General features: G+C 47.7%; 16 protein-coding genes and 1 riboswitch. Of the genes, 14 read left to right on the forward strand and 2 right to left on the reverse strand.

Features of this window, described 5'->3' with window-relative positions; all coding sequences use genetic code 11:
• Nucleotides 1-93 precede the first annotated feature (93 nt).
• From AC58PV_RS14885 to AC58PV_RS14935, 11 genes are all read left to right on the forward strand, one after another.
• The gene (locus AC58PV_RS14885) at nucleotides 94-2,394 is read left to right on the forward strand and encodes a DUF4962 domain-containing protein (protein WP_497433000.1); all 2,301 of its coding nucleotides are present in this window, start codon (nucleotides 94-96) and stop codon (nucleotides 2,392-2,394) included.
• Nucleotides 2,395-2,629: 235 nt separating this feature from the next.
• On the forward strand, nucleotides 2,630-3,982 hold the full coding sequence (locus tag AC58PV_RS14890) for an extracellular solute-binding protein (RefSeq protein WP_497433001.1): 1,353 nt from the start codon (nucleotides 2,630-2,632) through the stop codon (nucleotides 3,980-3,982).
• Between the two features lie 96 nt (nucleotides 3,983-4,078).
• Nucleotides 4,079-4,969: a carbohydrate ABC transporter permease gene (locus AC58PV_RS14895; protein WP_497433002.1), complete on the forward strand. Its 891-nt coding sequence runs from the start codon at nucleotides 4,079-4,081 to the stop codon at nucleotides 4,967-4,969.
• A gap of 17 nt (nucleotides 4,970-4,986) precedes the next feature.
• Nucleotides 4,987-5,868, forward strand: a complete 882-nt coding sequence (locus AC58PV_RS14900; RefSeq protein WP_497433003.1) for a carbohydrate ABC transporter permease — start codon at nucleotides 4,987-4,989, stop codon at nucleotides 5,866-5,868.
• 85 nt (nucleotides 5,869-5,953) lie between these two features.
• Complete coding sequence (locus tag AC58PV_RS14905; RefSeq protein ID WP_497433004.1) at nucleotides 5,954-7,789, forward strand: sensor histidine kinase; 1,836 nt, start codon at nucleotides 5,954-5,956, stop codon at nucleotides 7,787-7,789.
• A gap of 9 nt (nucleotides 7,790-7,798) precedes the next feature.
• On the forward strand, nucleotides 7,799-8,995 hold the full coding sequence (locus AC58PV_RS14910) for a response regulator (protein WP_497433005.1): 1,197 nt from the start codon (nucleotides 7,799-7,801) through the stop codon (nucleotides 8,993-8,995).
• Between the two features lie 158 nt (nucleotides 8,996-9,153).
• The gene (locus AC58PV_RS14915) at nucleotides 9,154-9,684 is read left to right on the forward strand and encodes a C40 family peptidase (protein WP_497433006.1); all 531 of its coding nucleotides are present in this window, start codon (nucleotides 9,154-9,156) and stop codon (nucleotides 9,682-9,684) included.
• Nucleotides 9,685-9,767: 83 nt separating this feature from the next.
• Nucleotides 9,768-10,166, forward strand: a complete 399-nt coding sequence (locus tag AC58PV_RS14920; protein WP_068661696.1) for a pyrophosphohydrolase domain-containing protein — start codon at nucleotides 9,768-9,770, stop codon at nucleotides 10,164-10,166.
• Nucleotides 10,167-10,178: 12 nt separating this feature from the next.
• A complete protein-coding gene (locus AC58PV_RS14925; protein ID WP_497433007.1) occupies nucleotides 10,179-10,397 on the forward strand; it encodes a helix-turn-helix domain-containing protein in 219 nt (72 codons plus the stop codon).
• Between the two features lie 169 nt (nucleotides 10,398-10,566).
• Nucleotides 10,567-10,767 (forward strand): cold-shock protein, encoded by a 201-nt coding sequence (locus tag AC58PV_RS14930; protein ID WP_028555213.1) that lies wholly within the window; start codon nucleotides 10,567-10,569, stop codon nucleotides 10,765-10,767.
• A gap of 211 nt (nucleotides 10,768-10,978) precedes the next feature.
• Entirely contained in the window at nucleotides 10,979-13,660 is a 2,682-nt protein-coding gene (locus tag AC58PV_RS14935) for an SLC13 family permease (RefSeq protein ID WP_497433008.1), read from the forward strand.
• A 203-nt stretch (nucleotides 13,661-13,863) separates the two neighbouring features.
• Here the strand turns inward: AC58PV_RS14935 and AC58PV_RS14940 are convergent, their stop codons facing one another.
• Entirely contained in the window at nucleotides 13,864-15,198 is a 1,335-nt protein-coding gene (locus AC58PV_RS14940; protein WP_497433009.1) for a 5'-deoxyadenosine deaminase, read from the reverse strand.
• Between the two features lie 73 nt (nucleotides 15,199-15,271).
• Nucleotides 15,272-15,371, reverse strand: a riboswitch (purine riboswitch).
• Nucleotides 15,372-16,111: 740 nt separating this feature from the next.
• Nucleotides 16,112-18,211, reverse strand: a complete 2,100-nt coding sequence (locus tag AC58PV_RS14945; protein ID WP_497433010.1) for a multicopper oxidase family protein — start codon at nucleotides 18,209-18,211, stop codon at nucleotides 16,112-16,114.
• A 306-nt stretch (nucleotides 18,212-18,517) separates the two neighbouring features.
• On the opposite strand from AC58PV_RS14945, the gene AC58PV_RS14950 reads away from it, so the two are divergent.
• The 3 genes from AC58PV_RS14950 to AC58PV_RS14960 all read left to right on the forward strand — a co-directional run bounded on the left by AC58PV_RS14950 (nucleotide 18,518) and on the right by AC58PV_RS14960 (nucleotide 20,584).
• Nucleotides 18,518-18,718, forward strand: a complete 201-nt coding sequence (locus AC58PV_RS14950; RefSeq protein WP_056622333.1) for a cold-shock protein — start codon at nucleotides 18,518-18,520, stop codon at nucleotides 18,716-18,718.
• Nucleotides 18,719-18,808: 90 nt separating this feature from the next.
• On the forward strand, nucleotides 18,809-19,036 hold the full coding sequence (locus AC58PV_RS14955) for a cold-shock protein (RefSeq protein WP_056622331.1): 228 nt from the start codon (nucleotides 18,809-18,811) through the stop codon (nucleotides 19,034-19,036).
• A gap of 120 nt (nucleotides 19,037-19,156) precedes the next feature.
• Nucleotides 19,157-20,584: a M23 family metallopeptidase gene (locus AC58PV_RS14960; protein WP_497433011.1), complete on the forward strand. Its 1,428-nt coding sequence runs from the start codon at nucleotides 19,157-19,159 to the stop codon at nucleotides 20,582-20,584.
• Nucleotides 20,585-20,999: the final 415 nt, after the last annotated feature.

The following is a 20,999-nucleotide window of genomic DNA, read 5'->3' on the forward strand; positions in this document are numbered from 1 at the left end:
TTTATTTGCGTTACACGCTTATTTTAAAACAGACGTTGCATCTTTCATTCCTAGTAGAAGCCTTACAGAACCGAGCCTGGAGGGGAATTATCCATGTCATTATCGCCACTTTACGAACCGCAGAGCGGTGTGTTAACCGTACAATATGAGCCGAACGAGAAGACGGTGCTGCTGGAAAACCCGCCTCGCTTCACGTGGATTCCGGCACGGCTGGAGCACGATCGTTATGTGCTTCAGATCTCCGAATCGGAAGCGTTCTCACCGACAGAGACCCAGACCGTGCAACCAATTCCTTATAACTTGTACACACCTGAAGCTCCGCTAAACCCAGGCACATACTACTGGCGTTATGCCTTGCTAGAAGAAAATGGCCAACATACCGTATGGAGCCGCATTCGCTGCTTCGAGGTGCCGGCAGATTTGCCGGAAACGCCACTGCCAAGCAGAGCCACGCGCTATGCAGAGGTTACGGCTCATCATCCGAGATTGTGGCTGCAAGCTTCGGAGGTAGAGGCTTTTCGCGCCGAGCTGACGATGAACCCAAACTATTGTGAGTGGGAAGTGTTCTTCGAGAAGTCCGTTCAACCATGGATCGAAAGAGATCTAATTGCGGAGCCGCTTCATTACCCAGGAAATAAACGGGTCGCCAAATTGTGGCGTCAGATGTACATGGATACACAAGAAGCTTTGTATGCGGTGCGTCATTTGGCCGTAGCGGGCAAGCTGCTTAATAATGCTGCGCTATTGGATCGCGCCAAAACGTGGCTGCTCCACATCTGCACATGGGATATCAGAGGCACCACGAGCCGGGATTATAATGATGAGGCTTCCTTCCGAACGGCCGGCGCCATCGCTTGGGGCTATGACTGGCTCTACGATCAACTGTCCGAGGATGAGCGGAAGCAAATTCGTCACGTTCTGCTCGAACGTACACGCCAGATCGCACAACATGTTATCGAACATTCCAAAATTCATCACGTACCGTTCGACAGCCACGCCGTGCGTTCCCTATCCAGTGTGCTTGTGCCTTGCTGTATCGTGCTTCTGCAGGAAGAGCCTGAGGTTCAGGAGTGGTTAGACTATACGCTTGAATATTACGCATGTCTGTACTCGCCATGGGGTGGGCCGGACGGAGGTTGGGCCGAAGGTCCGATGTATTGGACAACGGGGATGGCGTTCGTTACGGAAGCCATGAATTTGTTGAAGAAATATACAGGCATTAACTTTTATAAGCGACCGTTTTTCGCCAAAACAGGCGATTTCCCACTGTATGCGTTCAGCCCTGACACCTTGCGTGCAAGCTTTGGTGATCAATCCACATTGGGGGACCCGGTCAGCTTGAAGACGGGTTTCAACATTCGTCAATTTGCAGGTGTCACAGGAAACGGATTGTATCAATGGTATTTTGAGCGTGTCCGCGAGATCGATACCGATTCTGAGATGAAATTTTACAATTACGGCTGGTGGGATTTCCGCTTTGACGAAATGGTGTATCGTCACGACTATCCGCAGGTTGAAGCTATCGCGCCTACCGATGCGAATATTCAGTCGGTCAAATGGTTCCGTGACATTGACTGGGTCGCCTTCCATTCCAATATGGCCGATCCGGAACGTCACATTATGCTCCTCACGAAGAGCAGCAAATACGGATCCGTCAGCCATAGTCATGGCGATCAGAATGGCTTCTTGCTGCATGCTTACGGTGAGCCGCTAGCCATTGAAAGCGGGTACTACGTGGCGTTCAGTTCCACGATGCATATGAATTGGCGCAGACAGACGCGCTCGACGAACAATATTTTGATCGACGGTCTAGGTCAATACGCTGAGAAAAACAAAGTGCTGAATATGGCGGCCAATGGTTTTGTCGAAGTGGCTGAGCAGCGCAAAGGCTACGGGTATTCCCGCAGCAACGCAACCGCGGCATACCAAGAATACGTGCCATACCTGGAGCGGTATGTGCGGGAACTTTACTTCTTCGGCACCTACGTTGTTGTCGTCGATCATATCGATCTCGCACAGGCAGGAACCGTAGATTGGTTGTTCCAAACCCTTTATGAGATGAAATTGAATGGACAAACCTTCAAGGTCCAAGGCCGTAAGGCCGACATGGACGGTCGTTTCGTCTATTGCTCCTCAGGTGAGCTAGAGCTGTCTCAGCATCAGAGCTTCACCGACATCGACCAGTCGGAGATCGAGGGTTTGCCGCCGCACTATCATTTGAAAGCAACCACACAATCTTCCCGAAGCCATCGTATCGCAACCTTGCTTGTCCCGATCAAGCATGGTGAACCGAAATACGTATCCTATTTCATGGACGATCAAGGCTTTGACGTTCATATTTACTTCACCGAAGACGGTATCACAAACCGCGTAGAAGTGCCCAAGGCCTACTAAATATCCCAATTAACCAAGCGATTTCCAAGCCAGCGAGAGCTGCCAAGGGGTCGCTTTTTTCTTGTTAACTATCCGTAAGCTCATAAAAAAATGCTCCAAAGGGAAAGTTATGTGAGCAGATAAATCTATAGAAATCAAACATGATACCTAAAGTTCCTGCATTGTAAGGGGTACCAAAAACACGGCATAATAAGAGCATAAAGAACATTCACTCAAACGAGGGGGATTTACATTGGTGAAAAAATATAAATCATTACAAGTCGTTGCGGCGAGCTTGCTAGCTATTAGTTTAACAGCGTGTGGTTCAGGTGGAGACAAAAGCACGAGCACAGCATCACCAGCAGCAGGAGGAGCGGCTTCAGCGACACCGGCTGCCACGAAAAAAGAAAACATCACGATCACGTTCCAAAACATATATCCAGATCCGACGGATCCGAAAAACGGTATGTTGAAGAAAATCGTAAACGACTACCAAACGAAGAACCCGAACATCAAAATCGAGCTTGATTCCTTGAACACGGATCAACAAAAGCTTAAATTGAAAACGCAAGCTGCTTCCAAAGAAGTTCCAGACATCACTGTCGTGAACCCAGCTGCGCAAATGCAACCATTCGTTGATGCAGGACTATTCGCTCCATTGAACGATATGGTTGAGCAGAACGGACTGAAAGCAACGTTCCAAGAAGGTATTCTTAACTGGTATACATTCAAAAATAACATCTACGCATTGCCAGACGGTAACAACATCGCAGTTGTTTACTACAACAAAGAGCTTTTCAAACAAGCGGGTATTGCTGACGTTCCAAAAACATTCGAAGAAATGGTTGAGGACGTAAAAATCTTGAAATCCAAAGGCATTCAGCCAATGGCGATCGGTGAAAAAGATTCCTGGACAGGTTCCTTCTTGTTCATGAACGTATTGCTTCGCACTAACGGCGGCCCTGGCTTCTTGCAAGCTGTTGTAGACGGCAAGAAAACGTTCTCTGATCCAGCGTTCACAGATGCAGCTAGCTCTTTCCAAGACTTGATCCAAGCTGGTGCATTCCAAGAAGGCGCAACATCCTTTGATTACAACGCAGGTGAGAACTTGTTCAAAACAGGTAAAGCAGCTATGTACTTCATGGGTAGCTGGGCAACTGGCGGTATCGAAACGTCCTCCGTTAACGGTAAAGTCGGCGTATTCCAATTCCCAACAGTTAAAGGAAAAGGTAACCCAGATGAGTTCATGTTGGCTCCAGGATCCGCATTCGCTATTTCCGCGAACAGCAAGCATTTGAAAGAGACGAAAGACTTCTTGAACTTCTTCATGTTGAACTTCCCTAAAGAAGCTTTCGCAGTAAAAGGCGCTGTAGGTATCGCACAAAAAGTAGACGGCGACTTCAAAGCTGCTGGATACTCCGATATGGCGATGGAAGTACTAGGCTTGTTCAAGAAAGTTAAAGGCGGCGACCTTGCGTTCGATAACACAATGAACCCAGGTACAGCACAAGGTCACTTAACTAGCGTTCAGAACCTTTTCGTGAAAAAGACAGATCCAGCCGTTGTAGCGAAAGAGCACCAAACCGCTTACGATACGAACAAGAAATAAGTTGATGTCATAGCCCAATAGGGAATTTGCTTGGCGTGCCCCCAAGGCACTCCAGGTAAGTTCCCCTTAGTATATTCCATGAAGGAGGCGAGCCAAGTGAATGTGTTAAGAGTCTCCAAGTGGACGATTGCCATGTTTGTACTGCCCTGTCTATTGATTTATGTGTGTCTCGTGTTTGTGCCGATACTTGTATCGATGTATAGCGGATTGCTCGATTGGAACGGGATTGGTGCATCCAAATTTATCGGTCTTGCGAATTTCCGCACCATGTTGTTTGATGATCCTGTATTCTGGCCATCCGTAAAACGCACTTTGATGTTTGCTGTATTCTCTATGTGCGAAATCCCAATTGCCTTGGGTGTAGCCATTCTACTCAATCGTTTTATCAAAAAACCGAATTTCCTCGTTTCTGCTTACTTCTTACCTGTTATTCTATCTGTCGTTATTATTGGGCAATTATGGAAAACAATTTACAATCCGGCTTCGATGGGCGGTATGCTTAATCAAGTTCTAGAACTGCTTCACCTGAACAGCTGGACGAGATCATGGTTAACTGATCCTGCGATCGCCATGTATTCCCTCTATTTCGTAGCGCTCTGGCAGTATCTGGGCTATCACACATTGATCCAGTTTACTGGCATTCAGAACATTCCTGCTGATATTTATGAGGCTGCGCGTCTCGATGGGGCAGAAGGGCTGAAAGCTGACTGGTATATCACTTTCCCTATGAATATTCCGATTTTCAAAATATCGATCGTCCTTGCTTTTATCGGTTCCTTACAAGCGTTTGACATGGTAATGGTTATGACTGCAGGTGGTCCTGCCCATGCGACAGACGTGATTTCCACACTGATGTACAACAACTCCTTCCTGTCCATGAAATATGGCTACGGAAGCGCGATTGCCGCATTCTTGGTTGTTATTTGTCTACTAGCTACTGTCTTGATTAACTCGGTGTTTAACCGATTAGAGAGAAGATTTTCTTAAGGAAGGGGAGTGTCACCATGCAGCACGCCAAGGAAGCAGCTTCGGCTAAACCTGCCATTTTACGGAGACGCAAAAGCTTCTCTATCCTCAAAATCATTGTCATTGCCTTCTTATCCATACTTGTGGTAACACAGGTGTATCCACTGGTTTGGCTGTTCATTTATTCATTAAAGACCAATGAAGAAATTCTCTCCGGGCGGTTCTTCGCCTTGCCGCACGCGCTTCAATGGAAGAACTTCTCCGATGCGATTGAAGCCGGGAATTACTTCAAATATCTAAAGAATAGCTTGTTCGTTACCTTAGTCACGATGGTGAGCGTTCTGTTCTTAAGCTCATTGACAGCCTTTGCGATTACACGGTTCAAATGGAAATACGGCCAATTGGTCATGGTGATTTTCCTTATCGGGATGATGGTTCCGATGCAGGCAACGCTGTTGCCGCTGATGATTATTTTCAAGAACATGCACATCCTGAACACGCATCTTTCCATTATCTTGCCTTACATTGCGTTTCAGACGCCGGTTGCCGTCTTTATTCTTAGCGGCTTCATGAAGTCCATTCCGGCTGAGATTGAAGAGTCTGCTGTCGTGGACGGCGCAGGGGTTTTCAAAATCTTCAGCGGGATCATTCTTCCTATCTCGGTTCCTCCGATGATGACAGTCTGTATTCTTACTTTTATTAATATCTGGAACGAGTACATCCTCGCGGCGACATTCATTTCGTCCGAGCGACTCAAGACGCTTCCTTTCGGGGTAAACAGTTTCGTGAGTCAATATTCCGTTAACTACGGAGCGATCGGCGCTTTCCTCGTACTCGGTGCGTTGCCGGTTATTCTCGTGTATTTCTTATTAGCGGATAAAATTACAAAAGGTATGGTAGCGGGAGCGGTGAAGGGTTAACTTCACCCCTCTCTTTTTTTCATTATGAGATAGAGCTGTGGTAAAATAGCGAATACCGCGTAACGAAAGGGGATGTGTAAACAGCGTGACACGGGGCTTTAATTCCATTCATAACCGACTATTCTTACTATTTATTACCTCGATGCTTGTTCTCGTGGTGCTCGTTAGCGTCTTATATTATCAGAGGACGACTCAAATCATACATAGCAAAATTAGCGATTTAGCTCAGAAAAATATTTCACAAACCGTAGGCTTATTTGATTTGCTGCTGCAAGGCTATGATAGTATTACGAAATCATTGAATAGTAACTATGAAATGCTCCGTTTAATCCAAGACCGAGATACGAATCCCGATATGGCGGCAAGTATATTCAATGAGCGAACGATAACGAATATTTTGGGAGCCATCTACTACTCGCGTGATGATATCATCGGTATTCATGTAATTACGAATGCAGGCAAAAACTATAATTATGAACGCGGCTTTGACAGTGTAATCAATACCAACTATTCAACTGCGAGCTGGTATCAGAAGCTGCAGGATTCGTCAGGTGAAATGGTGTGGTTAGGGCTGGTTGAAGGGTCGGTTATTAATCAGTTCCAGCGGGCTCCGCTCTTCGTATTTGGCAGAAAGCTGTATGACCTCACAGACCACCGTGTAATCGGTATAATGTTGATCGAAACGAATCCACAGCCGATCTTGGCCGCACTCTCGAACGTGACGATTAGTCCGAACAGTCGGGTGTATATCGTCGATCGCGAGCATCATATGATTGCTACGACAGCGGAAGATAAGGAAACCGTTCCGTCGTTCAGCAGCCTTCCTCGCCCTGTAGATAATGAAATCATCGTGGATGATCGTACAGATCAGTTAATGGTAGCCGCGAAAGCGAAAATGTCGGACTGGACCGTCATCGGCTTAACCCCCAAAGGGGATATTAATGCTGAGGTTGTCAAAACAAGAGAATACTTATATTTCGTTGTCGTGGTTCTTATTATTTTATCCACGGCGCTAGCCAGTTTGATTTCACGCAATATTTCTTCTCCGCTGAAGTTGTTGATTCGCGAGATGAAACAAGTGGAAATGGGTAATTTCAAAGGCTCGGTGACGGTTAGATCCTTCGAGGAAATTAACTCACTCGTCTCCTCCTTTAATCGCATGGTGAATCGGATGGATGAGTTGATTGAACGGATAACGCTGGCTTCCATGAGTGAAAAGAATGCCGAACTGCAGGCGCTGCAGTCACAGGTAAACCCCCATTTCCTATATAACACCTTGGATATGATTTATTGGATGCTAGATGAGCGTGAGAATGATCGACTCGGCAGAGTCATCCTGGCCCTATCTCATATGTTTAGATACAGTAGTGACTGGCAAGAGGCTTCGAAGACGACACTCCAGCAAGAGCTGGATCAAATGCGCCATTATATGACGATTATCGAGAATCGCTTAGAGGGAAGGGTACGAACGGAGATCGATATTGATCCCGAGTGGATGGATGTGGTTCTGCCCAAAATGACCTTGCAACCCATTATCGAAAATGCGGTGAAATATGGGCTGGAGCCTCTGCGAGAGCTTGGTGTGCTTCGCGTATTCGCTCAAGTGCAGGATCAGGAGCTGCATATTGTGGTCTCTGATAATGGTGTAGGGATTGAGGGAAATCTCCTTCGTCAGATGCAGGAGAGACTGATTGACGATGCGCGGATGATAGGTGATCCATATACGTATAAGGCGGGTAATACCATTGGTGACTTAGCTCCCGAGGACGGCAAATCGACACGAAGAGGCATTGGTCTTACGAATGTACATCGACGTATTGTCTTGCTGTTCGGTGAAGCTTATGGACTTCGGATACAGAGTAAACAAGAAGTAGGAACTACGGTTATCATTGCGATGCCGCTTCCTCGCAAGGGGGTATAACAGACCATCATGGATATTCTTATCGTTGATGACGAAACCATTATTTTGCAAGGCATTCAGCGTACGCTGCAGAATCGCTTTCCTGAGCATACGATTCATCTGGCTTCCAATGCGGAGCAAGCGATCAGCATCCTTCGCAGTCAGACGATTCATATCGTGCTGACGGACATTCTGATGCCGGGGATGACAGGGTTAGAGCTAATGAATATGTCGCGCAGTCGTCATCCCCACGTGAAGTGGGTCGTGATTTCGGCGTATTCAGAGTTCTCCTATGCGCAAGAAGCTGTGCGCCTTGGGGCGAAAGACTATTTGCTGAAACCGATCGGCAAAGAAGTGTTGAGCGAAATGATTAGGAAGCTGAGCGACGAAATCGCCCATGATACCGAACTGATTGAGGAAGCGGAGCTGCTCAAGACGAATCGCAAATACCTGCAAGAAGCTGTGTTTCAGCGCTGGGTACAAGGTCTGGATACAGGGCGTATCGACATGGGGCCGTTCATGGAGCAACATCCTTATTTCTATCTCATCATGGTCAAAATGGAGACCGACAAGGCCGTGTTTCTGGAAAATTTCATTATCGAGAACGTCCTTTTAGAGCTGATCGAACGCTACGGTAAGGGTTTCGTGACGGTTCACGATAGCAAGAGCTTGCTCGGGCTCGTCACGCCTCCTGAAGGAACGAGCATCACACAACTCGTTGAGGAGCTTCGCAGCCATCTCATTAAATATTTGAAAGTACCGTTCCAGATCATGACTACGGAGCGTATTCAGCAGTTTCAGTCCGTGCCTGCCGAAGTGCAGCGGATGCGGCAAGCGTCAACCACACAGGTCTATGAGCATCATGCCAGCGGCAGTGATCGATCTGTTGAAGTGGCTTTGCAATACATGCGCACGCATTATCAGGAGGACCTATCGCTCGAGAAGGTGGCTTCCATTGTGTATTTGAACCCCGTTTACTTTAGCCAATTATTCAAGCAGAAGACGGGTCAGGGATTCAAGGAGTTCGTCATTAACTTGCGGCTTGAGCAGGCGAAGCAGTTGCTGCAGAACCCCAAGATGAAGCTGGCAGACGTTGCTGAGCGCATTGGCTATCAAGATATGAGGCATTTCTCACAAGTGTTTAAGAAGAAATATGGGGTGACACCCTCAGAGTTTCGGCAGGAACATTCTGGCGATAAAGCGGATTCATTGGTGTCAAGAGATTGAGTCTCAGCGAATTCTCATGAAATTCTCAGAATAGAGACTATGATTAGGCGTGATGCGACTTTCCTCCTTTGATGTTAAATATTAGGTTGTTGGGCTTGTGCTATGGTAGTAGCAGGTCCAACCAACTTAGATATTCATACCAAAGGAGGAAATCAATCATGCTTTTTGTGAAGAAGAACCGCCTGACTCATTCTGTTGTAGGTCTTAGTCTTTCCTTGTTAGTCGCTGGAACCGCGCTCTTAAGCCCGCAAGCGGCCTCTGCTGCCACGGCGACGACCAATTTAACCATATCGGCCACAGCCATGAGCACGTCCCGTGCAGACAGCATCGTGCGTACAGCGAAGTCATACATCGGAGATGTGACCTACCGCTACGGTACTAGAAATGTTAGCCGTCTAATCTTAGACTGCTCTGCTTATACGCAACTTGTTTTCGGTAAGAATGGGATTAAGCTCCCATGGGGATCTGCGGCGCAAGCGAAGCTGGGAACTCGCATTTCGAAGAAGACAAGCCTCCAAAAAGGTGACCTTGTCATGTTCAGTGTATCGAAACCAGGTCGAGTTAATCATGTGGGGATCTACGTCGGCAATGGGCAGTTTATCAGTAATACCACCAGCTCAGGTGTCGTTATTAACTCCATGAACTCAGGCTATTGGAAAGACCGTTTTATTATGGGACGTCGCCTGTAATCTCGACATGTAGATATTGACCATTGCTCCCTCCAAATGGTATATAGTAGGAAACTATAACCTTGTTAAGGGAGATCACATACATGACATTAAAGTTAGCATTCGAAGCTGTGAAAAAGTTTCATGAAACGTTTGAGCACCCAGTGGGCGCATCACCACAGCGCCTTTCCCCTGGGCGTAAAGCCGCGCGTTTGGCGTGGATGCAAGAAGAGCTCAATGAATTCGAAGAGGCAGCTACGCTAGAAGATGAAGTAGATGCGATGATTGATGAATTGTATTTTGTTCTAGGAACACTTGTAGAAATGGGTGTTGAACCTGGACCGATCTTCGATATCGTTCAGCATGCGAACATGTCTAAAGTTTGGCCCGATGGGAAGGTTCATAAGAATGAAATGGGCAAAACCATCAAGCCGCCAGCCTGGGAAGACCCATTCGACAAAATTAGAACTGAAATTCATAGACAAAAAAATAAAGAAAGTTGAGGTGAGGCGATCGTGGCCTTCCACATCCGGCTCAAGGAGCTGCGGCAACAGCATAATCTCACTTTACGCAAGCTTGGCGAGAAAGCAGGAGTCAGCTATTCCATCCTCAATTCCATCGAAAATGGTCGAATCATTCCGTCGAAAGATGTCGCATTAGCACTAGCTATAGCACTTAAAATTGAGGACAGAGAATCCTTCATTGCTTTAGCAATAAATCCCTCTCAGGTATAATTGCAATACCTAATATAGTGTGGTACAGTATTAATAGTCTTAAGGGAAAACCTGAATTGCGTATTGCAAAGGGTTATCATTTTAAGTAAATGAAACCTTTTCCAATGTGTAATTTTTTTGTTCGAAACAAGAAAAAAGACATGTTAATAAAACTTTGGAGGTATTACCCATGGCAGTAGGAACAGTTAAATGGTTTAACGCAGAAAAAGGATTTGGATTCATCGAAGTTGAAGGTGGAAACGATGTATTCGTACATTTCTCCGCAATCACTGGCGAAGGTTTCAAATCTTTGGACGAAGGCCAACGCGTTGAGTTCAACGTAGTTCAAGGCAACCGCGGACCACAAGCTGAGAACGTTGTAAAACTGTAAGCTTCAGCTTGCACATATAGCATTCTCCAGAAAGACTCTTAACTTCGGTTAAGGGTCTTTCTTTTGTTTTGTCACAAGGGTACGGTTAGCGTTAGTCAAGAACTAGAGCGAATTTTTGTAGACAAGATTGTCATGTCAAGCGTACAGTATTCATGGAGTTCGTATAGCTTGGGATGTTTGCATAGCATCGCGCAAGGAGAGTAGATCATTCGTGGCCATTAAAGATATGGAGATGTTTAAGGATTTCTCTAACATAGAGTTAGCCAAGCTTCTGGGTAAATTAGATAAGGTGAAGGGGCAGGCGGGAGACATGCTGTTCGAACAAGGTGATCCTGGAGACAGTATGTACCTGATTGAGAGCGGCAGGATCGAACTGTTTTCTCGGAAGCAAGATGGTACACGCCAATCGCTCGCGAGCTTGCAGGACGGGGATACGCTGGGGGAAATGGCGCTGTTAACGAATGAGCCAAGATCGGCTACGGCTATCCTAGCAGTAGAAAGCGTTCTCTACTACATAGATCGAGAAACGTTTGATCGGTTAGTCGTTGAGCAGCCGCAGATCTCTTCCTATTTCATTCGTCTGCTATCACAACGTTTAGTATCAACCAATGGTCGATTGCAAGCTTCTAAAGAAGCGAAGGCACAATGGGTACTGCATGAGGTGGAGTTGCTGCCGGCACTTATTCGGGATTTTCTTTTTGCGTGTTCCTGCTTGCCCAATATGCGTGCAGGGTTGCTGGAGCATCTCCTTGGCATGACCATAGATGAGGCTAATCAGGCGTATCCTACACTAGGGCGATTCGTCCAGCAGGACGTGGAACAGGATTCCGTGCAGATTCGTCCTGAAATCGCTCGCGTCATGCTGGACATGCTGCCTCTGCGATATGGCGAGCAGAAAGAGCAGTTCTGGGTGAGTCAAGCTTTGACTTACTATCAAGCAGAGGACGATTGGGCAGCGGTAGTTGAAGTGCATGCTGCGCGCAATGCATGGGAGCAAGCGCTGGATGCAGCGGTCATGGCTGCAGGTGAAGTGGAGTCGGAGCAAGTAAAGGCGACGGGACATGTCATGCAGGCAGAGATGGCAGCAGAAGCTGCCCTGAGCAAGTCGGAGCGGCAGCAGCGAGTGATCGGCCATGCGCTTCGGCGATGTCCGGACGAGCTCCTCGTCGCGCGCTACGCGGTCTTGTGGGCCTATGTCCGCTACTGCGTGGAACACGCGCCCGAAGCGGGCTTGTCCATTGTTGAGGCGGCGCTGGACCAGCAAGGCGCCGCCTATTCGGCGCAGCAGCTCACCACCGTCTACGAGTGGGGTGCTGATCTGTGCCGCAAGCTGGGGCGAAAGCAGCTTGCGCTCGAGTACTTGCAGCTAGCGGAGTCAACCGCGCTGTCGGGTTTGGGCTCTCCGCGCAAAGGAGAGCCAAGCTTCGGCCTGGCCAAGCAGATGCTGGCCAGAAGCAAGAGCGAGCGCCTCGCCGCAGGCGCGGCGCGTCTGGGCGACCGCAGCCGCTGGCTAGGCCTAGCGGCTGTCGTCTTGGCCGTGGCATCGATGCTCGGCTTCCACATGGCCGAGCCCGTCGCGGGACTGTCCCGCCACGGCATGGACTTCATCGGGATCGGCTTAGCCGCCGTGATCCTGTGGATCGTGAACATCATGCCCGACTACATCGTAGCCTTGGGCATGGCCATGCTCTGGGTGCTCGGCGGGCTCGCCCCGCCCGAGGTCGCCTTGTCGGGCTTCGCCTCGCCGACGTGGCTGTACATGATCTTCATCATGGCGATGAGCGCCGTGATTACGAAGTCGGGCTTCTTATACCGCTTCTCCCTCCATGCCCTGAAGCGCTTCCCTGCGACTTATCGCGGGCAGCTGTGGGGCATCGTGGCCGGCGGTATCATGTTAAACCCGATGATCCCTTCCTCTTCGGCGAAGGTATCACTTGGCGTGCCGATTGCGCAGACGCTGTCCGAATCTATGGGCTTCAAAGCCCGCAGTCACGGCGCAGCAGGCTTAGGCCTTACTGCCATGCTTTTCTACGGTTTCACAGCGCCATTCGTGCTCACAGGCTCATACACGAACGTGCTAGCCTTTGGACTTATCCCAAATGCTTCACCTGTGAACTGGATTCAGTGGTTCATCTATGCCTTACCGGCATTTATCATATTTAGCGCTGTGCTGCTTGCGGTTATCTTCATCATGTTCCGCAAAACCGCATCATCCAAGCCAATTGCCGCTGATGTCTTGGATGAACAGTTACGGCTGCTAGGTCCGCTGACGCGGGAGGAGCGCATTGCCGTCACAACCGTTCTCAGCTGCATCATCATGTTGGTGTTACAGCCGCTTCACGGCATCGACAGCGCTTGGGTTATGCTGATTGGCTTTGCCGTACTCGTCATTAGCGGCGTGTTGGATCGCAAAACCATTTCAAGCGGCATCGACTGGACGTTCTTGCTGTTCCTAGGCGTGGCCTTTAGTTTCTCAGCAGTCGCGAATGAACTGGGGCTCGTCGAAGCCCTGTCTTCTTTCCTTGGCCAGCATATGGGTGTCTTCGTAACGTCACCGTTCTTCTTCCTTGCAGCGGTTATCGTGCTCTCGTTCATTGTCACGTTGATCGTTCGGGATGATCCCGCTGTCATATTGCTAGTCACGGCGCTCCTGCCGTTGGCTGACCAAGCGGGTGTGCATCCGTGGATTCTCGTTTTCGTTGTGCTCTTGTCGACGGATCCGTTCTTCTTCGCGTATCAATCGCCGACGTATCTGACGGCTTACTATAGCTCCGAGGGGAAAGCATTTAGCCATCGCCAAGGCCAGAAGATTGCATTTGCTTATGGTTTAGCCGTGTTGCTGCTGGCGCTTCTGTGTGTGCCGTATTGGCAGTGGTTGGGGCTTATCCATTAGGCGATTACTGCCCTTCATTGCCAATATAGCTGTAAAATATGTAGGTATTTCGCTATAAAACTAGCTAAAAAACAGTATTAATGGAAAGCCTCCATCTATTTTCATGCAATCTCCCTTTTCGCCTAATGTTGCTGAAAATAGCTGTGGATCCACAAAACCCCCACGAAATCCAACGTGGGGGTTTTTGATCTGCGCTATGTAACTCAGCGCAGGTTCGCCCTCTTCAGCAACCGCTGAATCGAGCGGTTCGCCTCAGGCAGGACGATGTCCTTATCAACCGTCCGCATAATGCGGTTTTCCATCACGATCCGACCATTGATGATGGTCGTTTCCACATCAGCGCGCGTCGCCGAGTAGACGATGCGCGAGATCGGATCCACGTCGTGAGACGGATACGTGTGGAAGTTATTGAGATCGAGGATCGCGAGGTCGGCTTTCTTGCCGACTTCGAGACTGCCGATCTCATCTGCCATGCCCACTGCGCGAGCGCCGCCGATGGTTGCCATGCGGAACACCGCTTGCGCATTCATCGCTGTCGGCCCGTGCACGGGCTTCTGGATAAGCGCAGCGAGCCGCATCTCGTTAAACATGTCGAGATTGTTGTTGCACGGCGCCCCATCTGCTCCCAAGCTGACAGAGATGTCCAATTTGAGCATCTCTGGGGTTTCGGCGATCCCTGAAGCCAGCTTCAGGTTGGAGCCCGGACAGTGGCTGACGTGCACGCCACGCTCATGAATGATGCGTTTCTCTTGCTCATCGAGCCAGATGCAATGGGCCAGAATCAAACGCTCATTGGCTAAGCCGAGATGATCGAGGTAGACAACGTTGCGCATTCCCGTTTCGGCTTGGACGATCTCGATTTCACCGAGATTTTCAGAGGCATGCGTGTGAACTTTCACGTTGTACTGTTCGGACAAATTGCGAACCTCACGCAATAGCTCCTCTGTACAAGAGATCACAAAACGTGGCGAGAACGCGTATTGAATACGACCGTCGTCGTGCCCATGCCATTTTTCGAGCAAATCCACGCTTTGTTGCAGCGAATCTGCTGTATTTTCCTGCAGAGCGAAAGGAACTTCGTCCCCTTTGTCCATCATGACCTTACCTGATAGAGCTCGAATGCCGCTCTCTGCAATCGCTCGAAACGCAAAATCCGTGTGATGCACCGTCTCCATATCCACAATGGTGGTGGTGCCGCTTTGAATCAGTTCACCAATCCCAAGCATTGCGGAGTAATAAATGGATTCCTCGTCATGGGAAGCTTCCAACGGCCATATCCGCTGTTTCAACCAATCCATCAGCTCGAGATCGTCCCCTTTTCCACGGAACAGCGTCTGACAGAGGTGGATATGGGTCTGGATGAATCCAGGAATTACGGTGCGATTCTTAGCATTGATAATCTTATCCGCATGTGAAGCGTCTAAGTTCGGCCCAATCGCGGTAATACGGTCATTTTCGATTCGTATATCTCCTGTTAGGATGTCTCCGTTCTGATTCATGGTCACGATCTGAGCATCTTTAATTAAAATCGTTGTCATTGTTCCAAACCCCCTACGCTCTAATATATGAACATCTAGGCACAAAAAAACTAGCCATGAAAAATATGCCTGTTACTCCGTGCACATTTTTCGTAGCTAGAAATTTACGGTTTCTAAGTAGAGACCCTTAATCCAATTATTAAGGTTATACGAAAGAGGTCATATGCAATTTGTCTTGCCATCTTCTTTTAGAGTAAACTGCGTCGGTGTATTTTGTCAACGGAGTGTAAGTAAACATGACATGCCCTCCCTCTTTTTTGAAAAAAGAGCGGTTTTCATTTGAAAAAAGTGGTGTTTAACGCGAATTTCATTACTATTGGATGGATATGTGATCACTTCTAAGTGAGTCAACTCTAAAATGTATTCTTGTCTACCGTTTCGTCTTGTTGAACCTTCCTAACCTCAACCTCTCTCCTTTCCAGGTATGAAATCACTTAGAACGCTACCTTGGTGTCACCGAAATCTTATTTTACCTCAATTTTGGTAAAAAATAGAAAATGCGCTTTATGGGCATTTATACCTAAAAATTAGGAATTAATTTACATTTTACGAACTTAATAAAATAGGTACTTAAACCTATTGAAAAGAATGAATTTAGATAAATGTGAACGAACACAAATTTATAATATTTAACATTTTGCTGACTCCTGCATATGCCTTATATAATATCCTTCATTACCAATTATTAATCTAAGTGTGGGAATTAACTGTGTTTATGGCTGAAAACGAGATGAAGCCAAAGCGAAACCGCCCAACCAATTGGCGGGCGGTCATTGCATTTCGAAGAGTAAGAACGGTCAGTTTGAGCATCTATAACTATTTGTTGACAAAATTAAAAGTAGTTCTTTATAACTAAAATATAAAATAGTTGAAATTGGATTTTTATAGGTAATTAGAACTACTGCTTTCTGCATTACTCTGGATGATTCTGTGTGCCACTTCCAACCGAAAACGGCGTTGTAACTCCTTCATACATCAAATGCATCGACATCCCGGCAGCAGCGTGCACAAGATTATGGCAGTGATCCATCCATAGCCCAGGATTATTAGCAACGAAAGCCACTTCATATGTTTCCCCAGGCTGAACATCTAGCGTATCCGACCACCATGGACTGCCTGTCGAAGGCTTGCCATTGCGTGAAAGGACGAGTACATGATGACCATGTAAATGCATCGGATGCTCAACATTTCCGCGATTGATGATCGTTGTTTTGACCAAATCGCCTTCCTTCACCATGAACATCGGCGCATCAGGAAATACTTTTCCATTTAACGTATAGAGGAAATCGAAATTTCTGTTATAGAAGCCTAGTTTATTATCTAAAATGAGCGTGAAATCCCGATTGAATGAGCTACTCGCATCAAAAGGCGTGGCCTTTGCGCTACCGTAAGCAAGCGGATCGAAAGGTACGGTTTGCGGCAGCTCAGGAACGTTTCCTTGGCCATCCTCTGACAGCAGAATGCCACCATTTTTATTCGTCCCCACATGTAGGTAAACAGGATGATCTGGCATTACAAATGTGAGATCGAATCGCCCGCCAGTTGGCACAATGACACGTGTGTTGGTCAAGAGACCCGGCTTATTCAAATCGGTCCCATCGATAGCAGCCACTTCAAAAGGAGTGCCCACAAGTGTATAGGTTTGATTGACCCAATCATCTGTGTTGATGAGTCGCATCCGGACAGGTGTACCAGGAGCAACAATTTGACGATCGAGCTCATCATTAGCGCCGATAGCGAACGTATTCTTCCAACGATGGGTCATAACCGTGATATCTTTGACCGGAATTGTAAATGTTGTTGGATCTGTCGTTTCCTTCGGCTCCACGATCAATGAGCCAAAAAGCCCCTTGCTAACCGCTTCTTGTGAGTCCTGATGGGAGTGGTACCAGAAACTGCCCACCTGTTCAGCCCGGAAACGGTATGTGTAAGTTTCACCGGGCATTACCGCATTTTGCGTAGCGCCAGCGACGCCATCTTCGGCGTTAGGTACATCTAAACCGTGCCAATGGGCGGTTACGCCAACATCGATATCTTCATTCGTTAGCGTGACTTCAATAAGTTCGCCTTCTTTCATACGAAGCTCAGGTCCAGGGATTTGACCGTTATAGGTCCAAGCATCCACGGTTTTGCCAGAGCTTAGAGTGACCGTTTTTTTCTGCGCGACAAGTGTAAAATGACGATCCGGCGTTCCCTCTTTCGGGCCCGTTAAGTCAGCTACAGAGATCATGCCTGCCATGGCGGTCATGTCGTGATGGGCATGCCCTCCGGCAGCTCCGCCGCCGTAATCATGCGTTCCGCTGGCCATATCGATCTCATCCGGTAGTACGCTTTTATCCATGGCGAAGTTAAATAAATAGAAGCCGATCGCTGCGATCACGATGAGCACGCCTGTCATGGCGCCAAAGCGGGCCAATAAACGAGGTGCTTGATAGTTAGTTGCTTTACGTACTTGCTTGGCACGAAGGTTATGCCGCAACCAGAGACTGGCTGCAAGGACAATCAGGATAGCGATTGGAATCGTGGTCTCTATCCATAGGAAAGGAACTGAAGGCACTAAAGTGAAATAAAGGGAAACTGCAGCGCTAAGCGCGGTTAATTGATAAGGGAAAACAACGCCAGGACTAGCGGCTCTATGGAACATAGCAGGCTCAATTGTGGCGCCACTCTCGACTAAGCTTACCCTGGTTAGGGAGCGAAGTTTCAGCAGTTTAGGAACAGCTACGAACCATATGCTCAAAAGAGGAATAACGACAAGCGGTGCCTGCAGGAAGATCCGATCCCTCCAGAATATTGGATCCATGTTCATCTGCAGCCAGACGATGGCAGCTACCACAGCTGCCGCAGGAAGAATCGGAAACCAGGCCCAGAATAGCAGCTTGCGCGTTTTGCCATGCAGCTTCTCTAAGGTTCCGCTGTACAATAATCGGGACGCCTTGACGCCTCCGATCCAACTGAAAATAACCAGTAAAACACTTGCTGCTAATATTGTTTGAATGCTTACGTTATACACGATGAAAACCCTCCTAGACTCGATACCACAAGTATAGTTCCCCTCCCCTGCGCATCAAACCGTCTGTAGACCAAGAGGCAACCTAGACTAAAGTTGGGGAGCCTTTTTAAATTTTATACTTGTAAAGTTTGGAAATAGTTTGCGTTTTCATAAATGGTGTGTTATGATGAATCCAATCGACAAATAGAACCTGAATTCACATATTGTAAAGGGTTTTCATTTTTGTTAGTGAACCTTATACAATGTGTGAATTTTTTCTCTTTGAAGAATAAAAAACATGTTAATAATTTTTGGAGGTATTTCACAATGGCTACTGGTACAGTAAAATGGTTTAACGCAGAAAAAGGTTTCGGTTTCATCGAAGTTGAAGGCGGCAACGATGTATTCGTTCACTTCTCCGCAATCCAAGGTGAAGGTTTCAAAACTTTGGACGAAGGTCAATCCGTTGAATTCAGCGTAGTTCAAGGTAACCGCGGACCACAAGCAGAAAACGTTGTAAAACTGTAATATAATTAAAAAGACTGCCTTTACTTAAGTAATGGCAGTCTTTTTCAATTTAAAGCTATCTGATACTTAGTACTCTAAGGAGGTTTATCCATGTATTCCAGAAAAAAGTCGCTTGAAGAGATGCCTCTAGAAAATGTGACGGTATGGTCTTGTGAAAATGAAGGCTGTAAAGGCTGGATGCGAGATAATTTTGCATTCGATCATGTGCCGACATGTCATTTATGTCAGTCCACAATGGTTCGAAGTGTCAAGTTACTTCCATTAGTTAATAACACGAATAGTGACCAGAAAACGCTCAAGAAGGGCGTACAAATATAGCATTATCGAACCCGAAGACATAGCTGTCTTCGGGTTTTTTGTGTTACCATGAGAAGAGTGAATTCAGAGACGACGGCCTGTAGTAAGAGGACAACCCTCGTCATCCTTGGGGAGGTAGGCATGTCTGTGAAACCTAGAAAACGGCGCCAATGGCCACTGCTAGTCGGTGCTTGCATCTTAGCTGCTGGTGTGGTCATTTTCATTGGAGACTCACCATTTGAAACATCAACCTCTTCGAAGAGGGAGGCCGCCGACATCGTAGTCGCAACGCCAGTGCCTACCCCAACCCCTCGCGAAGCTTTGGAGTTTCGGATGCTTGATCTCGATCGAGGCTGGGTGAAATATGCGGACGGGATGGCGCATACGTTAGATGGCGGTGCCCATTGGCAGGAAGTGACGAGTACGGAAGCCCTGCCGACGGATGAAGGAGCGGCTGTGAATGGATTGGAAACGATCTCTAGGCTGCTGAGTTTGGAGAACGGAACAGCGAGTGTAGCTAATGGGGCAACAGGAGCGACGTCCACAGGAAGCCTAAGCGTGGATAGGGTTACGCTGAACGGGACGATGTATGATGTGAAGCAGTCACAATTCGTGACGCCAAAGATTGGTTGGGCGCTATTACCCAGCACAACGAATAGCAAAAGCCCACTCGTACTCACCGTGGATGGTGGACAGAGTTGGATAGATGGCATGACGGAGGACGCGAAGACAGTTATGCAAGGGGTTAAGGCCCATTTGGCGGAGCTCAAAGCCGAGGCTCTGCTCTATAAAGACGACGCTGGCGCAAAGGCAGTCATGGGCGCAAGTTGGAAACTTATTCCGGAGCAGGCCTCGCCAGGAGATATCGTACTTGTGCGCCATAAGGAGCCAGGCAGTATTGCTTGGCAGGGCAAAACCTACACACTTGAACCTTATGAAGCGGGATATTTTACGTATTTGCCAATCCCGATGAGTACGAAGGCTGGCACTTATCCGATTGGTGATCAGACGCTGACCATCAAAGCGAAGAAGTTCGAGACACAGTATTTGAAGGTTACGGAACAAATGGAAGGTATGAAACAGGATACGGTGCGCATCAATGCCGATCAGAAGAAGATCGATCTGGCGCGGAGCAAGTCGGAGCCGAAGTTTTTGTTCAGCGGGCCGTTCGTGAAGCCGATCGAGGGGATTTTGACCACGCCGTATGGGTACACCCGTTATGTGAACGGGAAATACGACAGCGCGCATATGGCCCTTGATCTAGCCGCCAAAGAAGGCACGCCGATCAAGGCTACGAACGATGGAGTTGTCGCGCTAGCGGAACTCCTGTATTTGACCGGCAATTCCATCTATATCGACCATGGGATGGGGCTGTTCTCGCAGTACGCGCATCTCTCCGAGCTGCGTGTCAAACCCGGTGACCGCGTCAAGCAGGGCGACATTATCGGGCTTGTCGGCACGACCGGCTTCTCCACCGGGCCGCATCTGCACTTTACTTTTTGGGCGCATAATATTCAGGCTAATCCGGACTTGTTTTTTAATACAACCCCGTTTCAGTGGGGAAAATGATTGTGAAGTGAGACGTCGCCAAGACGACATTACCAGGCAATATCGCAAGTATTATTGCAAGTAAACATCAACAAGCCCCCTTTGGCGCATGAGATATGCGCTAAAGGGGGTTTTTGGTGTGGAGAAACAAGTTACATCCCCCACTTCACTCGTCCTAACCGCCTGCCAAACTCAAATAAATGGAAATTATACAGCTAATTTCGCAGTATTCTCTCGAATTTAGCGATTAGATGGAAAATATACAGTTAATTCAGAGGTTTTTGAATGTTTACTTGGATATACTCCAATTTAGATGGATATTTTCCAGTTATTTTGCTAGATGGGAGCTGAGAGAGGAGATTAGCTGTAGGAAATCCAGTTATTTTTTGTGGGCGGGGGGCATATAGGGGGAACGGAAGCAAAAGGACCAACTTCA

This window comes from Paenibacillus sp. J22FR83 (assembly GCF_059691955.1).

Bases quoted from the DNA above. Each gene is read 5' to 3' on its own strand.
- AC58PV_RS14940 (WP_497433009.1), bottom strand. From the start codon at position 15,198: ATGACAACGATTTTAATTAAAGATGCTCAGATCGTGACCATGAATCAG.
- AC58PV_RS14900 (WP_497433003.1), top strand. From the start codon at position 4,987: ATGCAGCACGCCAAGGAAGCAGCTTCGGCTAAACCTGCCATTTTACGG.
- AC58PV_RS14955 (WP_056622331.1), top strand. From the start codon at position 18,809: ATGTATTCCAGAAAAAAGTCGCTTGAAGAGATGCCTCTAGAAAATGTG.
- AC58PV_RS14930 (WP_028555213.1), top strand. From the start codon at position 10,567: ATGGCAGTAGGAACAGTTAAATGGTTTAACGCAGAAAAAGGATTTGGA.
- AC58PV_RS14910 (WP_497433005.1), top strand. From the start codon at position 7,799: ATGGATATTCTTATCGTTGATGACGAAACCATTATTTTGCAAGGCATT.
- AC58PV_RS14950 (WP_056622333.1), top strand. From the start codon at position 18,518: ATGGCTACTGGTACAGTAAAATGGTTTAACGCAGAAAAAGGTTTCGGT.
- AC58PV_RS14960 (WP_497433011.1), top strand. From the start codon at position 19,157: ATGTCTGTGAAACCTAGAAAACGGCGCCAATGGCCACTGCTAGTCGGT.
- AC58PV_RS14915 (WP_497433006.1), top strand. From the start codon at position 9,154: ATGCTTTTTGTGAAGAAGAACCGCCTGACTCATTCTGTTGTAGGTCTT.
- AC58PV_RS14885 (WP_497433000.1), top strand. From the start codon at position 94: ATGTCATTATCGCCACTTTACGAACCGCAGAGCGGTGTGTTAACCGTA.
- AC58PV_RS14920 (WP_068661696.1), top strand. From the start codon at position 9,768: ATGACATTAAAGTTAGCATTCGAAGCTGTGAAAAAGTTTCATGAAACG.